At 70.5% G+C, this 18412-nt stretch carries 15 protein-coding genes, 1 tRNA gene and 1 pseudogene; 13 read left to right on the plus strand and 4 right to left on the minus strand.

Translation table 11 applies throughout. From position 1 onward, the window contains the following. Nucleotide 1 precedes the first annotated feature (1 nt). From trpB to DFR74_RS19045, 9 genes and pseudogenes are all read left to right on the plus strand, one after another. A complete protein-coding gene (gene trpB / locus DFR74_RS19005; RefSeq protein ID WP_407675014.1) occupies nt 2–1258 on the plus strand; it encodes a tryptophan synthase subunit beta in 1257 nt (418 codons plus the stop codon). Between the two features lie 76 nt (nt 1259–1334). After that, nucleotides 1335–2138 carry a tryptophan synthase subunit alpha gene (gene trpA, locus DFR74_RS19010; RefSeq protein WP_067514153.1) on the plus strand — a complete coding sequence of 268 codons (804 nt, stop codon included), beginning with the start codon at nt 1335–1337 and terminating at the stop codon, nt 2136–2138. Nucleotides 2139–2222: 84 nt separating this feature from the next. Beyond that, a pseudogene (lgt, locus tag DFR74_RS19015) lies at nt 2223–3365 on the plus strand (prolipoprotein diacylglyceryl transferase); the annotation flags it as partial. Between the two features lie 403 nt (nt 3366–3768). Continuing rightward, nucleotides 3769–4230: a TM2 domain-containing protein gene (locus DFR74_RS19020; RefSeq protein WP_067514152.1), complete on the plus strand. Its 462-nt coding sequence runs from the start codon at nt 3769–3771 to the stop codon at nt 4228–4230. Nucleotides 4231–4393: 163 nt separating this feature from the next. Beyond that, the gene (locus tag DFR74_RS19025; protein ID WP_067514151.1) at nt 4394–5146 is read left to right on the plus strand and encodes an amino acid ABC transporter substrate-binding protein; all 753 of its coding nucleotides are present in this window, start codon (nt 4394–4396) and stop codon (nt 5144–5146) included. 6 nt (nt 5147–5152) lie between these two features. After that, nucleotides 5153–5821 carry an amino acid ABC transporter permease gene (locus DFR74_RS19030; RefSeq protein ID WP_113975189.1) on the plus strand — a complete coding sequence of 223 codons (669 nt, stop codon included), beginning with the start codon at nt 5153–5155 and terminating at the stop codon, nt 5819–5821. Between the two features lie 51 nt (nt 5822–5872). Continuing rightward, complete coding sequence (locus tag DFR74_RS19035; RefSeq protein WP_113975204.1) at nt 5873–6979, plus strand: hypothetical protein; 1107 nt, start codon at nt 5873–5875, stop codon at nt 6977–6979. Between the two features lie 103 nt (nt 6980–7082). Further along, nucleotides 7083–8504: a pyruvate kinase gene (gene pyk / locus DFR74_RS19040; RefSeq protein WP_195125831.1), complete on the plus strand. Its 1422-nt coding sequence runs from the start codon at nt 7083–7085 to the stop codon at nt 8502–8504. Nucleotides 8505–8598: 94 nt separating this feature from the next. Beyond that, a complete protein-coding gene (locus DFR74_RS19045) occupies nt 8599–9411 on the plus strand; it encodes an acyl-CoA thioesterase (protein ID WP_113975205.1) in 813 nt (270 codons plus the stop codon). A gap of 49 nt (nt 9412–9460) precedes the next feature. Here DFR74_RS19045 and DFR74_RS19050 read toward each other — a convergent pair whose 3' ends face one another. Next, entirely contained in the window at nt 9461–9826 is a 366-nt protein-coding gene (locus tag DFR74_RS19050) for a hypothetical protein (protein WP_232331699.1), read from the minus strand. 142 nt (nt 9827–9968) lie between these two features. Continuing rightward, nucleotides 9969–10589, minus strand: a complete 621-nt coding sequence (locus DFR74_RS19055) for an arsenate reductase/protein-tyrosine-phosphatase family protein (protein ID WP_067507152.1) — start codon at nt 10587–10589, stop codon at nt 9969–9971. Between the two features lie 552 nt (nt 10590–11141). Between DFR74_RS19055 and DFR74_RS19060 the strand changes: the two genes are divergently transcribed. From DFR74_RS19060 to DFR74_RS37225, 4 genes are read left to right on the plus strand one after another with little or no spacing between them, the layout of a single operon-like run. Next, complete coding sequence (locus DFR74_RS19060; RefSeq protein WP_067507149.1) at nt 11142–11651, plus strand: DUF4365 domain-containing protein; 510 nt, start codon at nt 11142–11144, stop codon at nt 11649–11651. Further along, entirely contained in the window at nt 11648–12697 is a 1050-nt protein-coding gene (locus tag DFR74_RS19065) for a hypothetical protein (RefSeq protein ID WP_067507147.1), read from the plus strand. Before DFR74_RS19060 ends, DFR74_RS19065 begins: the two co-directional genes overlap by 4 nt. A 16-nt stretch (nt 12698–12713) precedes the next feature. After that, nucleotides 12714–13322: a hypothetical protein gene (locus tag DFR74_RS19070; protein ID WP_067507135.1), complete on the plus strand. Its 609-nt coding sequence runs from the start codon at nt 12714–12716 to the stop codon at nt 13320–13322. Continuing rightward, on the plus strand, nt 13319–16819 hold the full coding sequence (locus DFR74_RS37225) for a helicase HerA domain-containing protein (RefSeq protein WP_067507133.1): 3501 nt from the start codon (nt 13319–13321) through the stop codon (nt 16817–16819). The genes DFR74_RS19070 and DFR74_RS37225 overlap by 4 nt, the downstream gene beginning before the upstream one ends. 324 nt (nt 16820–17143) lie before the next feature. On the opposite strand, the gene DFR74_RS19080 is transcribed toward DFR74_RS37225, so the two are convergent. Both DFR74_RS19080 and DFR74_RS19085 read right to left on the minus strand, forming a co-directional pair. Next, nucleotides 17144–17656 (minus strand): monooxygenase family protein, encoded by a 513-nt coding sequence (locus tag DFR74_RS19080; RefSeq protein WP_067507131.1) that lies wholly within the window; start codon nt 17654–17656, stop codon nt 17144–17146. 601 nt (nt 17657–18257) lie between these two features. Next, a tRNA-Leu gene (locus DFR74_RS19085) sits at nt 18258–18344 on the minus strand. Nucleotides 18345–18412: the final 68 nt, after the last annotated feature.

The following is an 18412-nucleotide window of genomic DNA, read 5'->3' on the forward strand; positions in this document are numbered from 1 at the left end:
CGTGGACGCACTGCCCAGGGCCAGCGTCGGGGTCGCGCAGCCGAGCGCGCACGAACCCGATCTGGGCGGTCACTTCGGCGTCTACGGCGGCAGGCACGTGCCCGAGGCGCTGATGGCGGTGATCGAGGAGGTCACCGCCGAATACGAGAAGTGCCGGGGTGACCACACCTTCCTCGACGAGCTGGACCGCCTCCAGCGCGACTACACCGGCCGTCCGTCGCCGGTGTTCGAGTGCACGCGGCTGGCCGAGCACGCGGGCGGCGCGCGCATCGTGCTCAAGCGCGAGGACCTGAACCACACCGGCTCGCACAAGATCAATAACGTGCTGGGCCAGGTGCTGCTGGCCAAGCGCATGGGCAAGACCCGCGTGATCGCCGAGACCGGCGCCGGCCAGCACGGCGTGGCCACGGCCACCGCGTGCGCGCTGCTCGGCCTGGACTGCGTGATCTACATGGGCGCTGTCGACACCGCCCGCCAGGCGCTGAACGTGGCGCGGATGCGGCTGCTGGGGTCCGAGGTGGTCTCGGTGACCACCGGTTCGCAGACGCTCAAGGACGCCATCAACGAGGCGCTGCGCGACTGGGTGACCAACGCCGAGGAGACCTACTACTGCTTCGGCACCGCCGCGGGCCCGCACCCGTTCCCGCTCATGGTGCGTGACTTCCAGCGCATCGTCGGGCTGGAGGCGCGCGAGCAGATCCAGGATCTGGTGGGCAGGCTGCCCGACGCCGTCACGGCGTGCGTGGGCGGCGGCTCCAACGCCATCGGCATCTTCCACGCCTTCCTCGACGATCCCGGGGTGCGCCTGATCGGCTACGAGGCGGCGGGCGACGGCGTCGAAACCGGAAGGCACGCCGCCACATTCACCGGCGGCACGCCCGGCGCGTTCCAGGGCGCGTACTCGTACCTGTTGCAGGACGAGGACGGCCAGACCATCGAATCCCATTCCATCTCGGCCGGTCTGGACTACCCGGGCGTCGGCCCCGAGCACGCCTACCTCAAGGACATCGGGCGCGCCGAATACCTGCCGATCACCGACACCGAGGCGATGGACGCGCTGCTGCTGCTCAGCCGCAGCGAGGGCATCATCCCGGCGATCGAGTCCGCGCACGCCGTGGCGGGCGCGCTGAAGCTGGGCAAGGAGCTGGGCGAGGGCGCGGTCATCCTGGTCAACCTGTCCGGTCGCGGCGACAAGGACATGGACACCGCGGCCCGCTGGTTCGGGCTGTTCGACGCACCGCAGGAGACGCAGTCGTGAAGGAGCGTCAGCGAGTGAACCATCAACACAGCGTCGCTTGGCGAACGGCGGAACCGAGCGCCAGCGAGGTGAAGCCGTGAGCCAGCAGTCCCGCCTCGCCAATACGTTCGCCGCGGCGCGTGCCGAGAACCGGGCCGCGCTGATCGGCTACCTGCCCGCGGGCTACCCCGACCTGGCCGGGTCCATCGATGCGTGCCGCGCCCTGGTCGAATCCGGGTGCGACATCGTGGAAGTCGGCGTCGCCTACTCCGATCCGGTGATGGACGGTCCCACCATCCAGGCCGCCGCCGAACAGGCGCTGCGCGCCGGGGTGCGGGTGCGCGACGTGTTCGCCGTCGTGGAGGCCATCACCGCGGCGGGCGGCAAGGCCGTGGTGATGAGCTACTGGAACCCGATCCTCAAGTACGGCGTCGACCGCTTCGCGCGCGATCTCGCGGCCGCGGGCGGCTCGGGCATCATCACCCCGAATCTCATCCCGGAGGAGGCCGATGACTGGTTCGTCGCCTCCGCCGCGCACGATCTGGACCGCATCTTCCTGGTCGCGCCGTCCTCCACCGAGGAGCGCCTGGTCAAGACCCTCGAGGCCTCGCGCGGTTTCGTGTACGCGTCCTCGACCATGGGCGTTACCGGCGCGCGCGACGCGGTGTCCTCGGCGGCGCCCGCCCTGTGCGCGCGCATCCGCGCCCACTCCGACATCCCGATCGGCGTCGGTCTCGGCGTCCGCGACGGCGCGCAGGCGGCCGAGATCGCGGCCTACGCCGACGGCGTGATCGTGGGTTCGGCACTGGTGTCGGCGGTGGCGCAGGGGCTCGACGCGGTGCGCTCGCTCACGGCCGAACTGGCCGAGGGCGTGCGGTCGGCGGCGGTCGTCTCGCAGTAGCCCGGGCGATCCGCGGCACCCCGCCGCGGACGCACGGCACCGCCGGATCTCACCGTCGGCGCGTCCTCGACTACGGTTGGCCCCGTGACCTTACGAAGCGATGTGCTGGCCTACATTCCCAGCCCCCCGCAGGGCGTGTGGCAACTCGGGCCGATCCCGTTGCGGGCCTACGCCCTGTGCATCATCCTCGGCATCATTGTCGCCATCTGGTGGGGTGAGCGGCGCTGGCGCGAGCGCGGCGGACAGCAGGGCACCGTGCTCGACGTGGCGATGTTCGCCGTGCCGTTCGGATTGATCGGCGGGCGGCTCTACCACGTGGCCACCGACTGGCAGAAGTACTTCGGCGAGGGCGGCAAGCCCATCGAGGCGCTCTACATCTGGCAGGGCGGCCTCGGGATCTGGGGCGCGGTGCTGCTCGGCGGCCTCGGCGCCTGGATCGGCTGCCGTGTCTACAAGGTCCCGCTACCCGCGTTCGGCGACGCCATCGCCCCGCCGATCCTGCTGGCGCAGGCCATCGGCCGCCTCGGCAACTGGTTCAACCAGGAGCTCTACGGTCGCGAGACCACCGTGCCGTGGGGTCTGGAGATCTACCCGCGCTTCAACTCGGCGGGCGATCCCGATCCTATGAGCGGCGTCTCCAACGGCGTGGTCGAGAAGGTCGTGCATCCCACCTTCTTGTACGAGATGGTGTGGAACATCCTGGTCGTGGTGTTGCTGGTGCAGATCGACAAGCGCTGGCGCATCGGCCACGGCCGCCTGTTCGCGCTCTACGTCGCCGGTTACAGCTTCGGCCGTTTCTTCGTGGAGCTGATGCGCGACGACGAGGCCACCACCATCGCGGGCATCCGCATCAACTCGTTCACCTCGGCGATCGTCTTCCTCGCGGCCATGGCGTATTTCGTGTTCGCGACCAAGGGGCGCGAGGCCGCCGCCCTGCTGCAACCGGGTGCCATGACGCGGCCGTGGCCGTGGCAGTTCGGCAAGCTGCGCGAGGTGGGGGAAGCCGCGTCGGCGGCCGGTGCCGTGGAAGGCGCGACGCTGACGAAAACCGCTGTCTCCGAGAAGGATTCGGAGACCGGGGGAGACAGCGCGGGGAAGGACGAGTCCGGTGGCGGGAAGCCGAAGCTGGACAAGGACGAGTCGGCTTCGGCGGCAGCGGATTCCGGCGACGACGAATCGGCGGGCGAGACCGGCGATTCCGGGTCGGCGAAGGGCGACGGGTCCGACGCAGAGAAGGGTGCGGACGCCGAGTCGGGTGCGGATGTCGAGCCGAAGTCCGTAACCGAGTCGAAGTCCGAGACCGACACCAAGTCGAAGTCCGAGACCTCAGAGTCGGACGCCGAGGCGGCCGCCACCGACGACCCCAAGGCCGACGAGCCGAAGAACGGCACGGCGACCCCCGCGAAGTCCAAGGCCGCCGAGTAACCACCCGCCCGGCCGAATCGCGCGCGGACGTGAACGAATCCACGCCCGCGCGCGATAACGACTCGGAGCCCGCCGCCGGAACGTCTCGGCGGTGGACACGACAAGAACGCTCGCCGCGGCGAGAATGACTCGGGATCGCCGCCCGTCCGGCGGTGATCCCGATCGGGGCCAGCACCTGGTTGCCCGCAGGATGAGGAGGACGTGAGTGACCGACCCCTATCAGAACCAGCCGGGCGCCGGCGGCCCGCAGTACGGCCCGCCCGGTACGGGCCCGAATCTGGGCAAGGATACGAGCCAACCGCACTACGAGCAGGCCCAGTACGGCCAGCAGCAGCCGTACCCCCAGCCCGGCCCCTACGGCCAGCCGCCGCAGGGCGCGTATCCGCCCCCGTATGGTCCGCCCGGCTACAACCCGGCCGACCCCGAGGCGCCGTTCGGCCGTGACTACTACGGCGTGCCCTACTCCGACAAGCAGAAGATCATCGCGGGCATCCTGCAACTGCTGATCGGCACCCTCGGCATCGGCCGCTTCTACTTGGGCTACACCACGATCGGCATCCTCCAGATCATCACCTGCGGTGGTTTCGGCATCTGGTCGCTCATCGACGCGATCCTGATCTTGATGGGCAAGGTGCCCGACGCCAACGGGCGTCCCCTGCGGGACTGAGCACGACGCGGGCGTCGCCGGAGCGCGGCGCCCGCGGCATTTCCGGCCGGGTTTTCATTCCGCATGATTCGAATACTGGCCATTCGGCCCGCAGGGGCGTATGTTTCCCCGGTCCTGTGTGTCGCGTTGGGGGTCCCGCCCCGCGCAGAAGAGAGGGATCTCCGTGCGTCGCAAGCTGTTCGCCGCCGTGTTCGCCGTCGTCGCCGCCACCGGCCTCACCGCGTGCGGTGGTTCCGACGACCCGTCCGTCCTGAAGATCGGTACCGAGGGCACCTACGCGCCCTTCAGCTTCCAGGGCACCGACGGCGCCCTGACCGGGTACGACGTGGAAGTGGCCCGCGCCGTGGGCGACAAGCTCGGCCGCACCGTGGAATTCGTGCAGACCCCGTGGGACGCGATCTTCGCGGGTCTGGAGTCCAAGCGCTTCGACGTGGTCGCCAACCAGGTCACCATCACCGACGACCGCAAGACCAAGTACGCCTTCTCCGCGCCCTACACCGTGTCCCAGGGCGTGGTCGTGACCCGCGCCGACGACAACTCCGTCGCGAGCCTGGCCGACGTGGCGGGCAAGACCTGCGCGCAGACCGTCACCAGCAACTGGGGCGCCGCGGCCACCGAGGCCGGCGCGAACGTGGAGGGCGTCGAGGGCTGGGTGCAGGCCATCCAGCTGCTCAAGAGCGGGCGCGTCGACTGCACCCTCAACGACAGCCTGGTGGTGCGCGAGTATCTGAAGACCTCCGGTGACGCGTCGGTGAAGATCGCCACCGAGACCGGCGAGACCAGCGAGATGGCCTTCGCCGCCCGCCAGGACGACCCGGTGGTCGCCGAACTGGACCGCGCGCTGTCCGAGCTGCGCGCCGACGGCACGCTCGCGCGGATCTCGGAGAAGTACTTCGGCACCGACGTGAGCCAGTAACCGTCCGTGGACGCCGCCACCTGGGAGCTGATCCGGCGCAATCTGTGGCCGATGCTGGAGGCCACCGTCACCACGACGATCCCGCTGACCGTCATCAGCTTCTCGATCGGCTTGGTGCTGGCGCTGTTCCTCGCGCTGGCGCGGCTGTCACCGCTGTGGTGGCTGTCCGCGCCCGCGCGGTTCTACATCTCGATCATCCGCGGGACGCCGCTGCTGGTGCAGTTGTTCATCGTGTTCTACGCGCTGCCGCAGATGGACATCGTCATCGATCCGTTCCCTGCGGCGGTGATCGCGTTCAGCCTGAACGTGGGCGGGTACGCGGCCGAGGTCGTGCGCGCGGCGATCCTGAGCGTCGCGAAGGGACAGTGGGAGGCGGCGCAGGCGCTCGGTATGACCTACCCGCAGACGCTGGGGTTGATCATCCTGCCGCAGGCCTCGCGGATCGCGGTGCCGCCGCTGTCGAACACGCTGATCTCGCTGGTCAAGGACACCTCGCTGGCCTCGACCATCCTGGTCACCGAACTGCTGCGCACCGCGCAGCTGGCCGCGGCGCCGACCTTCGACTTCTTCGCGCTCTACGGCGTCGCGGCGCTCTACTACTGGGTGATCTGCCTGATCCTGGGGTTCGCACAGACCCGGCTGGAGACGAAGTTGTCCAAGCACGTCGCCGTCTGAGCCCGGCGAGTCCGCCCGGAATCCGGCCTCCGGCGTTGTTCAATGGGTGACATGTCCGGTTTCACGGCGCGCGTGCGGGTCGGGGCGGTGGTCACAGGCCTGATCGCCGCGTCGGCGGTGTGGGCGGCCGCGCCGGCCTCGGCGCAGCTGCCGGACGAATGCACGCGCGACGGCCGCACCGTCACCTGCGTCTTCGACACCCCGGGCACGGCCTACACGCGCGGCGGTGTGCTGTTCACCCTGCCGTTCCCGGTCACGAACGTGCACATCCTCGCGATCGGAGGTCGCGGCGGCGAGAGCTGCTGCCACGTGGTGGCCCCGGGCGGGCGCGCCGCCGTGGCGAGCGGGTCGGTGCTGGTGCCGCCCGGCGCGACGCTGTTCGTGGACGTGGGCGAGAACGGCGACGATCCGGTGCCCGCGAACGCCACCATGCGTGGCGGCGGGGCGGGCGGCGGCGCGTGGAGCGGTGAGGTGGTGGACGGGCGCTACGACCCGCACCCGCATTTCGAGCACCCGTTCGTGCATGGCGGGCGGGGCGGCGGAGCCTCGTCGGTCGCGGTGGCCGTCAATGCCGCTGACATCGAGGCGTACGGGGTGGCGCCGCTGGTCTCGGCGGGTGGCGGTGGCGGCGGCGCGGCGACCTGGTCGGGCATCCTGTCGCCCGGCGGGGACGCGGGCGCGCCGGGCGCCGGTCCGCGCGGCGGCGGCGCGGGGCCCAACACCTGGCCGCTCGCCAGCCTCAACCCGTTCGCGGCGGGCATCGCGCCGGGCGGCGCGGCCGGGGCACCAGACATCATCGAGCAAGGGACGACGCATACCTGCGCCGCCGGGTGCGGCAAGCCCGGCTGGGGCACGCGCGGCGGCGCGGGCGGCCTCGTCATCGCGCCCGGGCAGGTAATACCTTGGGAAGGCTCGCTTTTCGCGCCGGAGGGCGCGGCGCACGGTGCCGGCGGCGGGGGCGGAGGCGGCGGCTGGTACGGCGGCGGTGGTGGCAGCGCGGGAGGGCGGTTCAACCCGGTCGTCGACCCCGCCGACGGGGGTGTGCCGCCCGGTGGCGGCGGTGGCGGTTCGTCGGTGATCCCGGCGGGTGGCGCCCTCACCCTGGCCGCCCCTGATTCGGCGCCGCGCGTGGTGCTCACCTTCGACGTTCCGGCCTGATCACCGGTGCGCGCTCGGCGACACCGACCTGTGCGAACTGGTTTACCGAACGGTCACCCCGTCGCGGTGAGCTCTCGCGCTCCGACAGGACTAGGCTCGACGTGTGATGCGACGGACGAAGATTGTGTGCACGCTCGGCCCGGCCACTGCCACCGAGGACCGTATCCGCGAACTCGTCGAGAGCGGCATGGACGTGGCCCGGCTCAACTTCAGCCACGGTGAGCACGCCGACCACGCGGAGAACTACAAGAAGGTGCGCCAGGCCTCCGACCACGTCGGCAGAGCGGTCGGCATCCTCGCCGACCTACAGGGCCCCAAGATCCGGCTCGGCCGGTTCACCGAGGGCCGCACGATGTGGGCGACCGGCGAGGAAGTCCGCATCACCGTCGACGATGTCGAAGGCACGCGCGACCGCGTGTCCACCACCTACAAGGAACTCGCCAAGGACGCCAAACCCGGCGACCGGCTGCTCGTCGACGACGGCAAGGTCGGCCTGAGCGTCACCGCGGTCGACGGCAACGACGTGGTCTGTCGGGTGACCGAGGGCGGTCCGGTCTCCAACAACAAGGGCGTCTCGCTGCCCGGCATGGACGTGTCGGTGCCCGCGCTCTCCGAGAAGGACATCGAGGACCTCGAGTTCGCGCTGAAGCTCGGCGTCGATTTCATCGCGCTGTCGTTCGTGCGCTCGCCCTCGGACGTGGAACTGGTGCACGACGTGATGGACCGCGTCGGGCGCCGGGTGCCGGTGATCGGCAAGCTGGAGAAGCCGGAGGCCATCGACAACCTCGAGGCGATCGTGCTGGCCTTCGACGCCATCATGGTCGCGCGCGGCGACCTCGGCGTGGAGCTGCCGCTCGAGCAGGTGCCGCTGGTGCAGAAGCGCGCCATCCAGATGGCGCGCGAGAACGCCAAACCGGTCATCGTGGCCACCCAGATGCTGGAATCCATGATCGAGAACTCGCGCCCCACCCGCGCCGAGGCCAGCGACGTGGCCAACGCGGTGCTCGACGGCGCCGACGCGGTGATGCTGTCGGGCGAGACCTCGGTCGGCGCGTACCCGATCGAGACGGTGCGCACCATGGCGCGGATCGTGCACGCGGTCGAGGCCGAGTCCTCCACCCGGGTGCCGCCGCTGACCCACGTGCCGCGCACCAAGCGCGGCGTCATCTCCTACGCCGCGCGCGATATCGGCGAGCGGCTCAACGCGAAGGCCCTGGTGGCGTTCACCCAGTCCGGCGACACCGTGCGCCGCCTGGCCCGCCTGCACACGCCGCTGCCGCTGCTGGCGTTCACGCCGCTGCCGGAGGTGCGCAGCCAGCTGGCGCTGACCTGGGGCACCGAGACGTTCATCGTGCCGACGGTGGACAGCACCGACGCCATGATCCACCAGGTGGACCAGTCGCTGCTGTCCATGGGGCGATACACCAAGGGCGACCTGGTGGTCATCGTCGCGGGCTCCCCGCCCGGTACTGTCGGGTCCACCAACCTGATCCACGTGCACCGCATCGGTGAGGAGGACCATTAGAGTGAGCGCTTCGCTACGCGACACCGTCGGCACCGAGGAGCCGGCGCGGCGGTCCGATCTGGAGGTGTTGCTCGGTCTGCTCGACCTCGAGCAGATGGACGAGGACGTGTTCGTCGGACACCATCCGGAGAAGGTCTGGAGCAGGACCTTCGGCGGTCAGCTGGTCGCGCAGGCGATCATGGCGGCCGGTCGCACCGTCGGCGACCGGCCCGTGCACGCGGTGAACGCGCATTTCGTGCGCGGCGGCGACACCAAGAAGCCGATCGAGTACCGGGTCGACCGGCACCGCGACGGCCGCGCCTTCGCCAACCGCACCGTCACGGCGGTGCAGGACGACCAGGAGCTGTTCGTCATGCTGGCGGCGTTCCAGGACTGGGGCAAGGGGCTCGAACACGCCCACGCCCAGCCGGAGGTGCCCGATCCGGAGAGCCTGCCGCGCGTGGAGGAGAGCTTCGAAGGCTTGGAGGACAAGCTGGAGATGTTCGTCAACGCGCCGCACCCCATCGATATGCGGTACACGAACGATCCCGCGTGGATTCTGAAGGGCACGGGGGAGAAGCTCAATCACAATCGCGTCTGGATGCGGGCCGACGGCACCCTGCCCGACGATCCGCTGATTCACGTGGCGACGCTGGGTTATTCGTCGGACACCACGGTGCTCGATTCCATCATCACCACCCACGGCCTCTCGTGGGGCCTGGACCGGATCGTGGCGGCCACCGTGAACCATTCCATCTGGTTCCACCGGCCGTTCCGCTTCGACGACTGGGCGCTGTATTGCACGGAATCGCCGGTGGCGGCGGGCTCGCGCGGATTGGCGACGGGGCGGTTCTATTCGCGTTCGGGTGAATTGCTCGCGACCACCGTGCAGGAAGGGTTGATCCGGCACTTCCCGTCGCGGCGGTGAGTAGCGCGGCGCACCGCGGAATTCGGGTGGGCGCCGAATCACCCGGACGCTAGAGGATTTCGCGTTCGGTGTCGAAATCGAAGCTGTCGCGGCGCTGCACGCGAATCGTGCGCGGCACGTCCAGATCGGCCGTGCCGCAAGACGTTTCGAGTTCGCGTTGCAGCGCGGCAAGTCCCTGCACGGTGAGGGCGCGGGGCGCGCCGACGAGGCTGAGCGCGATCTCGTAGGTGCGCCGGGTCCCCGGGTGCAGGCCGGGATGGTCCACGCGCCACTGGGTTTCGAGCAGCGCGTGGGCGGGCGTGTCGGCGTCGACCGGCAGCGTGAAACGCCAGGCGAACACGTCGCGGTCCTGGAGGTGGTCGTCGACGACCGCGCGCACCGACTCGACGACCCGGTCGAGCGTTTCCGGTGTCACATAAACATGAAGCGAAACATCCGAAATAGTGCGTTTCGGCATGCCTGATTCCTGTCCTGTGTCGAACCATCAACGGCGGAGTTGTCGGGGAGTGTAGTGCCTCGGTGGGGTGGTGCGACACAGTTGGTGGCGCGCGTCCCCGTTACCGGACGCGCTGCGCCGCCAGGAAAGCCGACAGCGGAGCCGGTCCGCGACCGCCGGGTTGCAGCACCAGCCCCGGTCGCTCGTCGTCGGCGCGGCCCGTCTCGTGCGGGGCCAGCGCCAGCAGCAGCGGCACCAGCGCCTCGGCGATCCGGTCGCCGACCTCGCAGTACGCCGCGGGGGACAGGCCGACCGGATCGGCGATGTTCTCCCGCCCCACCAACGCCAGATCGTTGCGCGCCTGATGCAGTTCGGCCACGGTGCGGGCGCCGGTCACCTTGGCGATGCGGCGCGCCTCGAGGAGCGTGAACGTGCGCGAGGCCGCCCCGAACGCCATCTCGCTCGCCTGGTCACGGATCTGCTCGGTCATCGTCAGGACCAGGTCGGCGCGGTCGATGTGTTCCGGTTTGAGTTTGCGCGCCCGGAATCCTTCCGGGTCGGCGCCGAGGCCCGAGATCGTCTGGGCGGCAAGTGGTTCCACCGGGAAGCCGACGAGCGCGCGGGTGCCCGCGCTGTCCGCGGTGAGGCCCGGCAGGGGATGTTCGACGGCGAGGGCGCGGGCGAGCCGCTCGGCGATCGCCGAACGGCAGACGTTGCCGTTGCAGACGAACAGGACGTGCATGCGTTCACGGTAATTCGGCCGTTGCCCGTTCAGAAGTCCGAAAAGACCGGATCACACCCGCGCGGACATATATTCATCCGCGCGTCGCATGTTGTACACGAACCTCACCGGAGAATCAATCGCGCGGCGCGAGGAATATCATGTGCGAGCGCTGTGCCTATGGCGACAGTACCCGTGCGCTTCGAGCTTCAATCATCGGGGTGCGCGTGCACACGGTTATTCCTCGGACGAATAGGTGGACCCGGCAACCATCAGGGGTTTTCCGGAGCGCGGCCGAGGGCGTGATGAACCCGCAATACCCATTCGGCATGAATTGTGTTCGCTGCGACTCCTGTTCGGATCGGCGACGTTTCGTGGTTTTCGGCGGCGGATTCGACAGCGCCCGGCCGAATCGAGCAGGCCGAGTCGGCGGTTCGCGATGTCGCGGAACGAAGCCCGCGCACCGGGTCCGAGATTCCCGCGAACACCGCGACATGCGCGTGCGCCGGGGCTAGAGTGTCGTCGGTTGCCGGGTATCGGGCACTCGATCATGTTCGCGCGGAAGGGGATTCGGTGCTCGACAGGGCGAATCACCAGGGCAAGTTCGGCACCGACTACGTGCGCGTGCTGGCCTCGGCCGCCGGGCTGATCTGGTCGCAGGACGACGTGGACCTCGACGGCGTCGACCTGTGCCTGAAACTCCCCGGCCGCACCCCGAGCGGCTTCTCCCCGCGCATCGACGTCCAGGTGAAGACGGTGTCGCGGCTGCCGGTCCGCGGCGGCCACCTCGATTACGACGGGCTCGGCCGCGCCCAGTTCGACAAGTTGGCGGGCACCGGCTCGACCGTGCCGCGCTACCTGTTCGTGATCCACGTGCCGCCGCGCGCCGGTGAATACGCCGACCTGCGCACCGCCGGACTCCTGCTCCGGCACATCGGCTACTACCTGCCGCTGCACGACCGGCCCCCGCTGCCCGCGACCGACGCGCGCGGCCGAGTTCGCGTGCACATCCCGGTGGGCAACGTGCTCACGGCGGACGGGTTGCGCGCGCTGGTCGCCGGTTCCGCGATCGTCCCGGCATGACCGGCGCCCAGGTGCCCCGCGTGCGGGCGGTGACGGCGTATCTGAGCGCCCACGGCTGGACGGTCACCGCCGGCTGGCGGGACGCGCAGGTGTGGAGCCTGCGCGAATTCGACGTCCTGGTACCCGCTTCCGACGAACTGGCCGACACCCCGAGCCGGATCCGCGACCTGGCCCGGTGTGTCGCGGACGCCGAGGACCGCTCGCCGCGCGCGGTGTGGCGCGATCTGAGTTCCCCGCCCGCCGACCTCCTCTTGTTCCGCGCCCGCGACGACATCGACGCGGTGCCGCTGCCCACCGGCGCGCGCACGGTGGGCGCGCTGCGCGATCTGCTGCTGCACTGCGCGCGCGAGGCCGCCGACGAGGCGCGACCGGGGGACGCGCGCGCCCTGCTCGACCGCGCGCGGCTGTCGTGGAGCGACCGGCCGTTCGGCGTGGATGTCGCGGTGCCGCACGCCGGGCCGGACTCGCTGGGCAGGCGGACCGCCCTGCGCGTGTGGCACAGTTCGGCGGCCGCGTCGGCGGCGGCGCGCCAGGACGCCGATCCCGCCGCACACCTCGCGGACCTCTCCGATGCCGTGTGCCGCGCGCTGGCCGATCTCGCGGGCCCGGACGGGGTCAGCCTCGGATTCCGCTGGGTGGGAACGGATTCGCCCCCACCGGACACCGTGGAGCTGCCGGGCGGCGCGGGCGAGGTGCTCCGCGCGGAGGTCCGCGCGCGTGGTCGCCGAGCGGAGCCGGTCCCGGATCGCGAGCGCCCCGTCCCGGGTGTCGTGGAGGGCGTGGTGGTCGGGCTCGCCGACGACGCGGAGGGCGACCGGCGGCGGATCACGGTGCGCGGCGTCCTCCGGTACGCGGGCGCACCGCACGCGCGCCGCCGGTCGGTGCGCGTGCGCCTGCCCGGCGACGAGGACTACCGCGTGGCGCTCGACGCGCACAGCGCGGGACGGGCCGTCCGGGCCGAAGGCGAGGTCACCGGCGCCGGGCGCGCCCGCGGGATCGTCACCGTGCCGGGCGGTTTCACAGTGATCGACGAGTCACACGGGTGACAGAACGGGGACGGCCATGACCGAGGTCCGATTGAACACCGTCGAGCGGTGCGTGCTGCTCGTCCTGATGGCGCAGGCCAGGGAACTCACCAACGCGGAACTCCTCGCGCTGGCGGGTCTGAAACTCGACGGGAAGGACCGGGTGCGCCTCAACGCTCTCGGGTTGGTCGACAGCGTGAAGGTGGGCCGCGCCTACGTGCACGAGCTGACCGATCGCGGCGCGGTGTGGTGTCGCGCGGAACTGACGGCCGAGCGCCCGGCCCGCTCCGGTTCGGCGGGCGGCGCGCTCTACGTCGTGCTCGCCGCGCTGAGCCGCCATCTGGACGGCACGGGGCAGTCGCTGGCGGAACTGTTCCGGCCCGACGTGGCCGGCCAGGTCGAGGCCGCCTACGCCGCCGTCACCCAGGGCAGCGGCGCGCCGGTACGCCTGGCGGTGCTGCGGGACCGGCTCGACGGGTTGTCGCGCGGCGAGTTCGACCGCGCGGTCGAACTGCTGTCCCGGCGCCGGGGCGTGCACGTGCGTTCCGAAGCGGACCAGAAGATCCTCACCGACGCCGACCACGACGCGGCCGTGGTGCTGGGCGGCACGCGGCGGCATCTGCTCACCGTCGAGGTGCCACGGTGAACGAGGCGCAGCGGCACGCGCTGGCCTCCATCCAGTTCAGCAGCGTGCTCGGCGCGAACGAGATCTGGAGTCCGCTGAGCCATCACGTCGACGGACTGCATCCGCACGCCTTCGCCGAACTCACCCGAGCGGTCGCCGCCGCCGAGGCGCGGCCCCGCAGCACGCCGACCGGTCTGGTGCTGAGCGGGGAGAAGGGCGTCGGCAAGACGCACATGCTCGGCTGGTTGCGCCAGCACGTGCAGGATCGGGGCGGGGCGTTCTTCATGCCCAAGCTGATCGATGGCGCGTCGTTCTGGTCGGGGGCCGTGCACGGCGTGGTCACCCGGCTGCTCGGTGCGGACGGCGGGCAACTCGGGCGGATGCTCCACACCCTCACCACGCTCACCGGCTGCGACCGCGAACTGGGACTGCGCGTGCGGGGGATGATCAAGATCGACCCCGCGGGGTTGCGGGCCTTCGCGGAGAAAGTGGAGGAACTCGACGCCGAGGTCGCCGAGACCTGCCGCGACACGTTGCGCGCGCTGATCCTCTACCAGGCCAAGGGCGAGGAACGCGAGATCGGGCACAGCTTCCTCGTCTTCCCCGACGGCATCGAGGAAGCCGACCGCGCCGAGTGGGGCTTCCGCGAGCGGATCAAGCCGCCGCAGCTCATCTTTCACGAACTGTGCCGGTTGTTCGCGCTCACCGGTCCGGTGGTGCTCGCCGTCGACCAGGTCGACACCGTCATCGCCCAGTCCGCGCGCACGGTGGGCGACGGGCTGGCCGACCGGTTGGCCGACGGACTGATGAACCTGCGCGAGGAAACCGTGCGCACCCTCGTCGTCGCCGCGTGCATCCCGAAGTCGTGGGAGCTGATCACCTCGCGGGCGGTGAACTCGGCGGCCGACCGGTTCACCGTGCTCGAACTCGCCACGGCGATGCCCGACGCCGCGGTGGCCTCGGCGATCGTGGAGCGCCACCTCGGCGGTCTGTTCGGCGCCCTCGGTTTCGTCCCGCCGCATCCGACCTGGCCGGTGCTGCCCGTCGCCTTCGACGATCCGGAGGTCGCGTCCTTCACGCCCCGTCGCCTGCTGCAACGCCTGGACACCCATGTTCGCGCGTGCCTGGCGCGGGGACGAGTCGACGAGCTGACCCGTTTCGCGGGAGCGGCCGAGGACAATCCGACCCCACCGCCGGCCACCCCCTCCGACGCCGCCGTCTTGGACGCGCGCTTCGAGGCGCTGCGGGCGGCCGTGGACGTCGAGGCCCCGCTCGATCCCGCGCACGAGGACGAGCGGATGTCGGCGCTGCTCGACGCCGGTCTGCGCGCCTACGTGCACGAACAGAACCGCCAGGACCTGACGGTCGACACCGACGTGCAGCCGTCGCTGCACGCGCGCCTGCGGTGCACGCTGGACGAGGCGACGGAGTCCGAGGAGCACTGGAGCTTCCGCGCCATCGCCCACCGACACCATCGCGCGGTGCAGGCGCGGCTGCGCTCGGCGACGCTGGAGTCCGGCATCCAGCCCGGTGTGTCCGTGCGGCACCTGGTGATCCTGCGCAATATCCCGTTCTCGCGCGGGCGCGTGACCGCGGACATGCTGGAGGCGCTGGAGTCCGCCAACGGCCGCGCCCTCCCCGTCCAGACCGAAGACCTCCGCACCTTCGCCGCCCTGGGCACGATGCTCGCCGAACACGCTCCGGGACTGATCAATTGGCTCGTTTCGCGGCAGCCCGCGAGCAGGACGCAGTTGTTCACCAAGATCCTGGGTGGGGCGAACGGGGGTGTCGCGACTGCGCGCACGACGCATCCGACCGGCCCGCAGGATGGGGAGGACGCCGTCGCCACGGGGAATTCCGATGTGGGGCTTGCGGAACCGACCGGCCTTTCGCCGAACGGCGAGGCGACCGCGTCGTCCCAAGCCATCTCGGCCGGCACTGATCCGAGCTCCTCGGCGAACTCGGACCCAACCCCCCCGATGGTCCGTGAGTCGGTGTCCGCTGTCGAGCCGCCGACCACGGGAGTCGCGGAAGGCTCCCCGGTGCGGTCGTCCGTCCCGGATCGAGGAGGGGAGTTCGGGCCGGTGTCGCCGAGTGCGGGATCCGGCGCGGAAGGTCCGGCTGCTGATCAGGTGCCGACCGCCCTGGCGAACGCGGTGGGAGCGGCTGCCGCTCCGGGCAATTCGGCGCCGTCACCGACGTGGGGTCATCCGGCGTCACCCACCGCGCCGGCCGTTGCCGTCGAAGCGAAATCCGCGCACACCCCGGCACCTCCGGCGGAATCGCCCGAGCCGACGATCACCGTCGGCCGCTATCGCGACACCGGTCGCGAGTTCCGCCTCCCGCTCGTCCTGCTCCGCAAGCACGTCTCCGTCTTCGCGGGCTCGGGTTCCGGGAAGACGGTGCTGTTGCGCCGGTTGGTGGAAGAGGCGGCGCTGCACGGTGTTTCGTCGATCCTCGTCGACACCAACAACGATCTGGCCAGGCTCGGCGATCGCTGGCCCGCGTCGCCGCTCGGCTGGAATCCCGGCGATGCGGAGCGCGCCGAGCGGTACTTCGCGGAGACCGAGGTGATCGTCTGGACCCCGCGCCGGGAGGCGGGACGCCCGCTCTCGCTGAATCCGCTGCCCGACTTCTCCGGCGTGCTGGACGACCCCGACGAATTCCGGATCGCCGTCGACGCCTCGGTGGCCGGTCTGCTCCCGCGCGCCGGGCTCACGGCCAGGAAGCTCGCCACGGGGCAGGCGGTCCTCACGCAGGCGCTCACGTTCTTCGCGCGGGAGGTCGGCGGTGATCTGCACGCGTTCGTCGAACTGCTGGCCGATCTGCCCGACGAAGCGAGCACGCTGCGCGACGCCCGCCCACTGGCCGCCGCGGTGGCGACCGAGTTCACCGCGGCCATGATCAACGACCCGGTGTTCGGCGGCGCGGGCACGCGGCTCGATCCCGGTGCGCTGCTCACGCCTGCGCCGGGCAAGCGGGCCCGGGTGTCGGTGATCAGCTGCATCGGCCTGCCCACCTCCGCGCAGCAGCAGACCTTCGTCAACCAGCTCCAGTTGGCGCTGTTCGCGTGGATCAAACGGAATCCGGCGGGCGACCGTCCGCTGGGCGGTCTGCTGGTGCTCGACGAAGCGCACACCTTCGTCCCCTCGCGCGGCACCACCGCGTCGAGCGCGAGCAGCCTGCAACTCGCCGCGCAGGCCCGCAAGTACGGCCTGGGCCTGGTGTACGCGACGCAGGCGCCGAAAGCGTTGCACAACATGGTGACCGGCAACACCGCCACCCAGTTCTTCGGACGACTGAACGCCTCGGCTCATATGCAGACCGCCACCGAATTGGCGCGCGCGAAGGGCGGCACCGTGGACGACATCTCCCGCCTCGCCGCCGGACGCTTCTACGGCGCGACCGAGGGCGCCGCCTTCGGCAAGCTCGCGGTCCCGATGTGCCTGAGTCACCACCCGTCGAGCGCGCTCACGGAGGAAGAGGTGATCCGTCGCGCCATTGGCGAGGAATACTAGCCGCTGAGCGGCAGCTGCCTACGCGTGCGAGATCTGTTGCGAGGCAACGCCTTCGGATGTCCGCGGATGTCGATCAGGTGGCATCCGTCATTCGGGCGCGATTCCGGCGCTACGCGAACCGGGCCCGCGCACGCGTCGCCCCACCCGCCATGTGAGCGGCCGGGTGAACAGCGGACCGAGGCGGCGCGCACCGAATCCGAGGGCGGTGAACCACAGCACGCTGGCGACCACCTGGGTCCGGCGCGATCGACGGCGGCGTCATCCACGACGTGCCGCGAAGTGATCCGAGGGAACGCTCACCGCCCGGCTTCGGATCGAAGCGAGTCAGTCGGATTCGCTTCGGTAGTAAGCGGATTCGGTGACCACCGGCGGCGCCTTCGGCTGTTCGCCGTGCACCCGCCCGCGCGTGGAGAACATCGGTCCGCGCGAGGCGACGACGGGCGCGAAGCGGGCGAGGCCGGTGGCGGGCGCCATGTCGTCGTACATGGCGTCGATGCCGCCGCGGGCGAAGTACGCCTCGTGCCAGAACCCGGTGCCGCCGGAGTCCTTGAGGAATTGGGTCCACCACTGCCGGTGCGGGTCGGAGCGGGTCCAGCGTTCCAGGCTGTCCAGATCGCGCCAGTACTGGCGCGCGCCCCAGTGCGGTGGGAAGAGTCCCCAGACCACGTCTTCGTGCGCCAGCAACCCGTCGGGCCGGTCCTTGTGCGACCGGTACAGCTTCGGCCCGATCCCCAGGAGCCGCAACATCCCCCGCGGCTTGCGCACCCGCATGCCGAGATATACGACAACGAGGTCGGGATACCCCGCCAAATCCACGGTCGTCCTGTTCACCCGCATAGCCGCAACCTCCGCACTCGGGCTCTCTTCCACCCTACGTCCGTCCACGTCCCACACCCCGCCCCGGTTCAAAACCCCCACCCACCCCGTCCAGCCCCACTGACAAACCGGAAGGGCAATCCAGAGGCAACCGCCACCACCCCGCCCGCCGCCGGGCACCCGAACAATGGACTCTCGGCGCGGCCCACACGACACGATCGGCCTCCGCCCAGCACAATCTGCGCCATATGGAGCGGCCCCGCCATGAGATCAATGAACAAAAGCCGACAGCCATTGCCACCCGATAGGAAAGAATGCCGGCCAAAAGTCCGGAATCCGAACACTGGCGAAAGAAACGTACTAAACCGGACAGACCCACAATGGCGGTCGGAATCCAACGCCGACACCCCGACGGCGCAGATGACAATTGAGCAGTCCTGTCGGTGTTGAACAGGCGTTCGGGTGCAGTCCAGAAACGCGACTTACCCGCCAACGCAACCACCCACCAAGGGGGGTCCGGGGGCGAAGCCCCGCCGGGCGGGGCCCGGGGGTTGCACCCCCGGAGAACACGACCAGACGAGAACGGCTCGCGCTCTCCGCGAGCGCGAGCCGGCTACGAGGCTGGTGCCGAGTGTGGGACTCGAACCCACACGTCCTTTCGGACAACGGTTTTTGAGACCGTCGCGTCTGCCAGTTCCGCCAACCCGGCGCACCGGTTGAGAACTATAGCCGGTGGCGGGCCCCCGGAGCCAAACGGGTTGTGGCGCGCGCCACGGT

Source organism: Nocardia puris (genome assembly GCF_003315035.1).
GTDB classification, from domain to species: Bacteria; Actinomycetota; Actinomycetes; order Mycobacteriales; family Mycobacteriaceae; genus Nocardia; species Nocardia puris.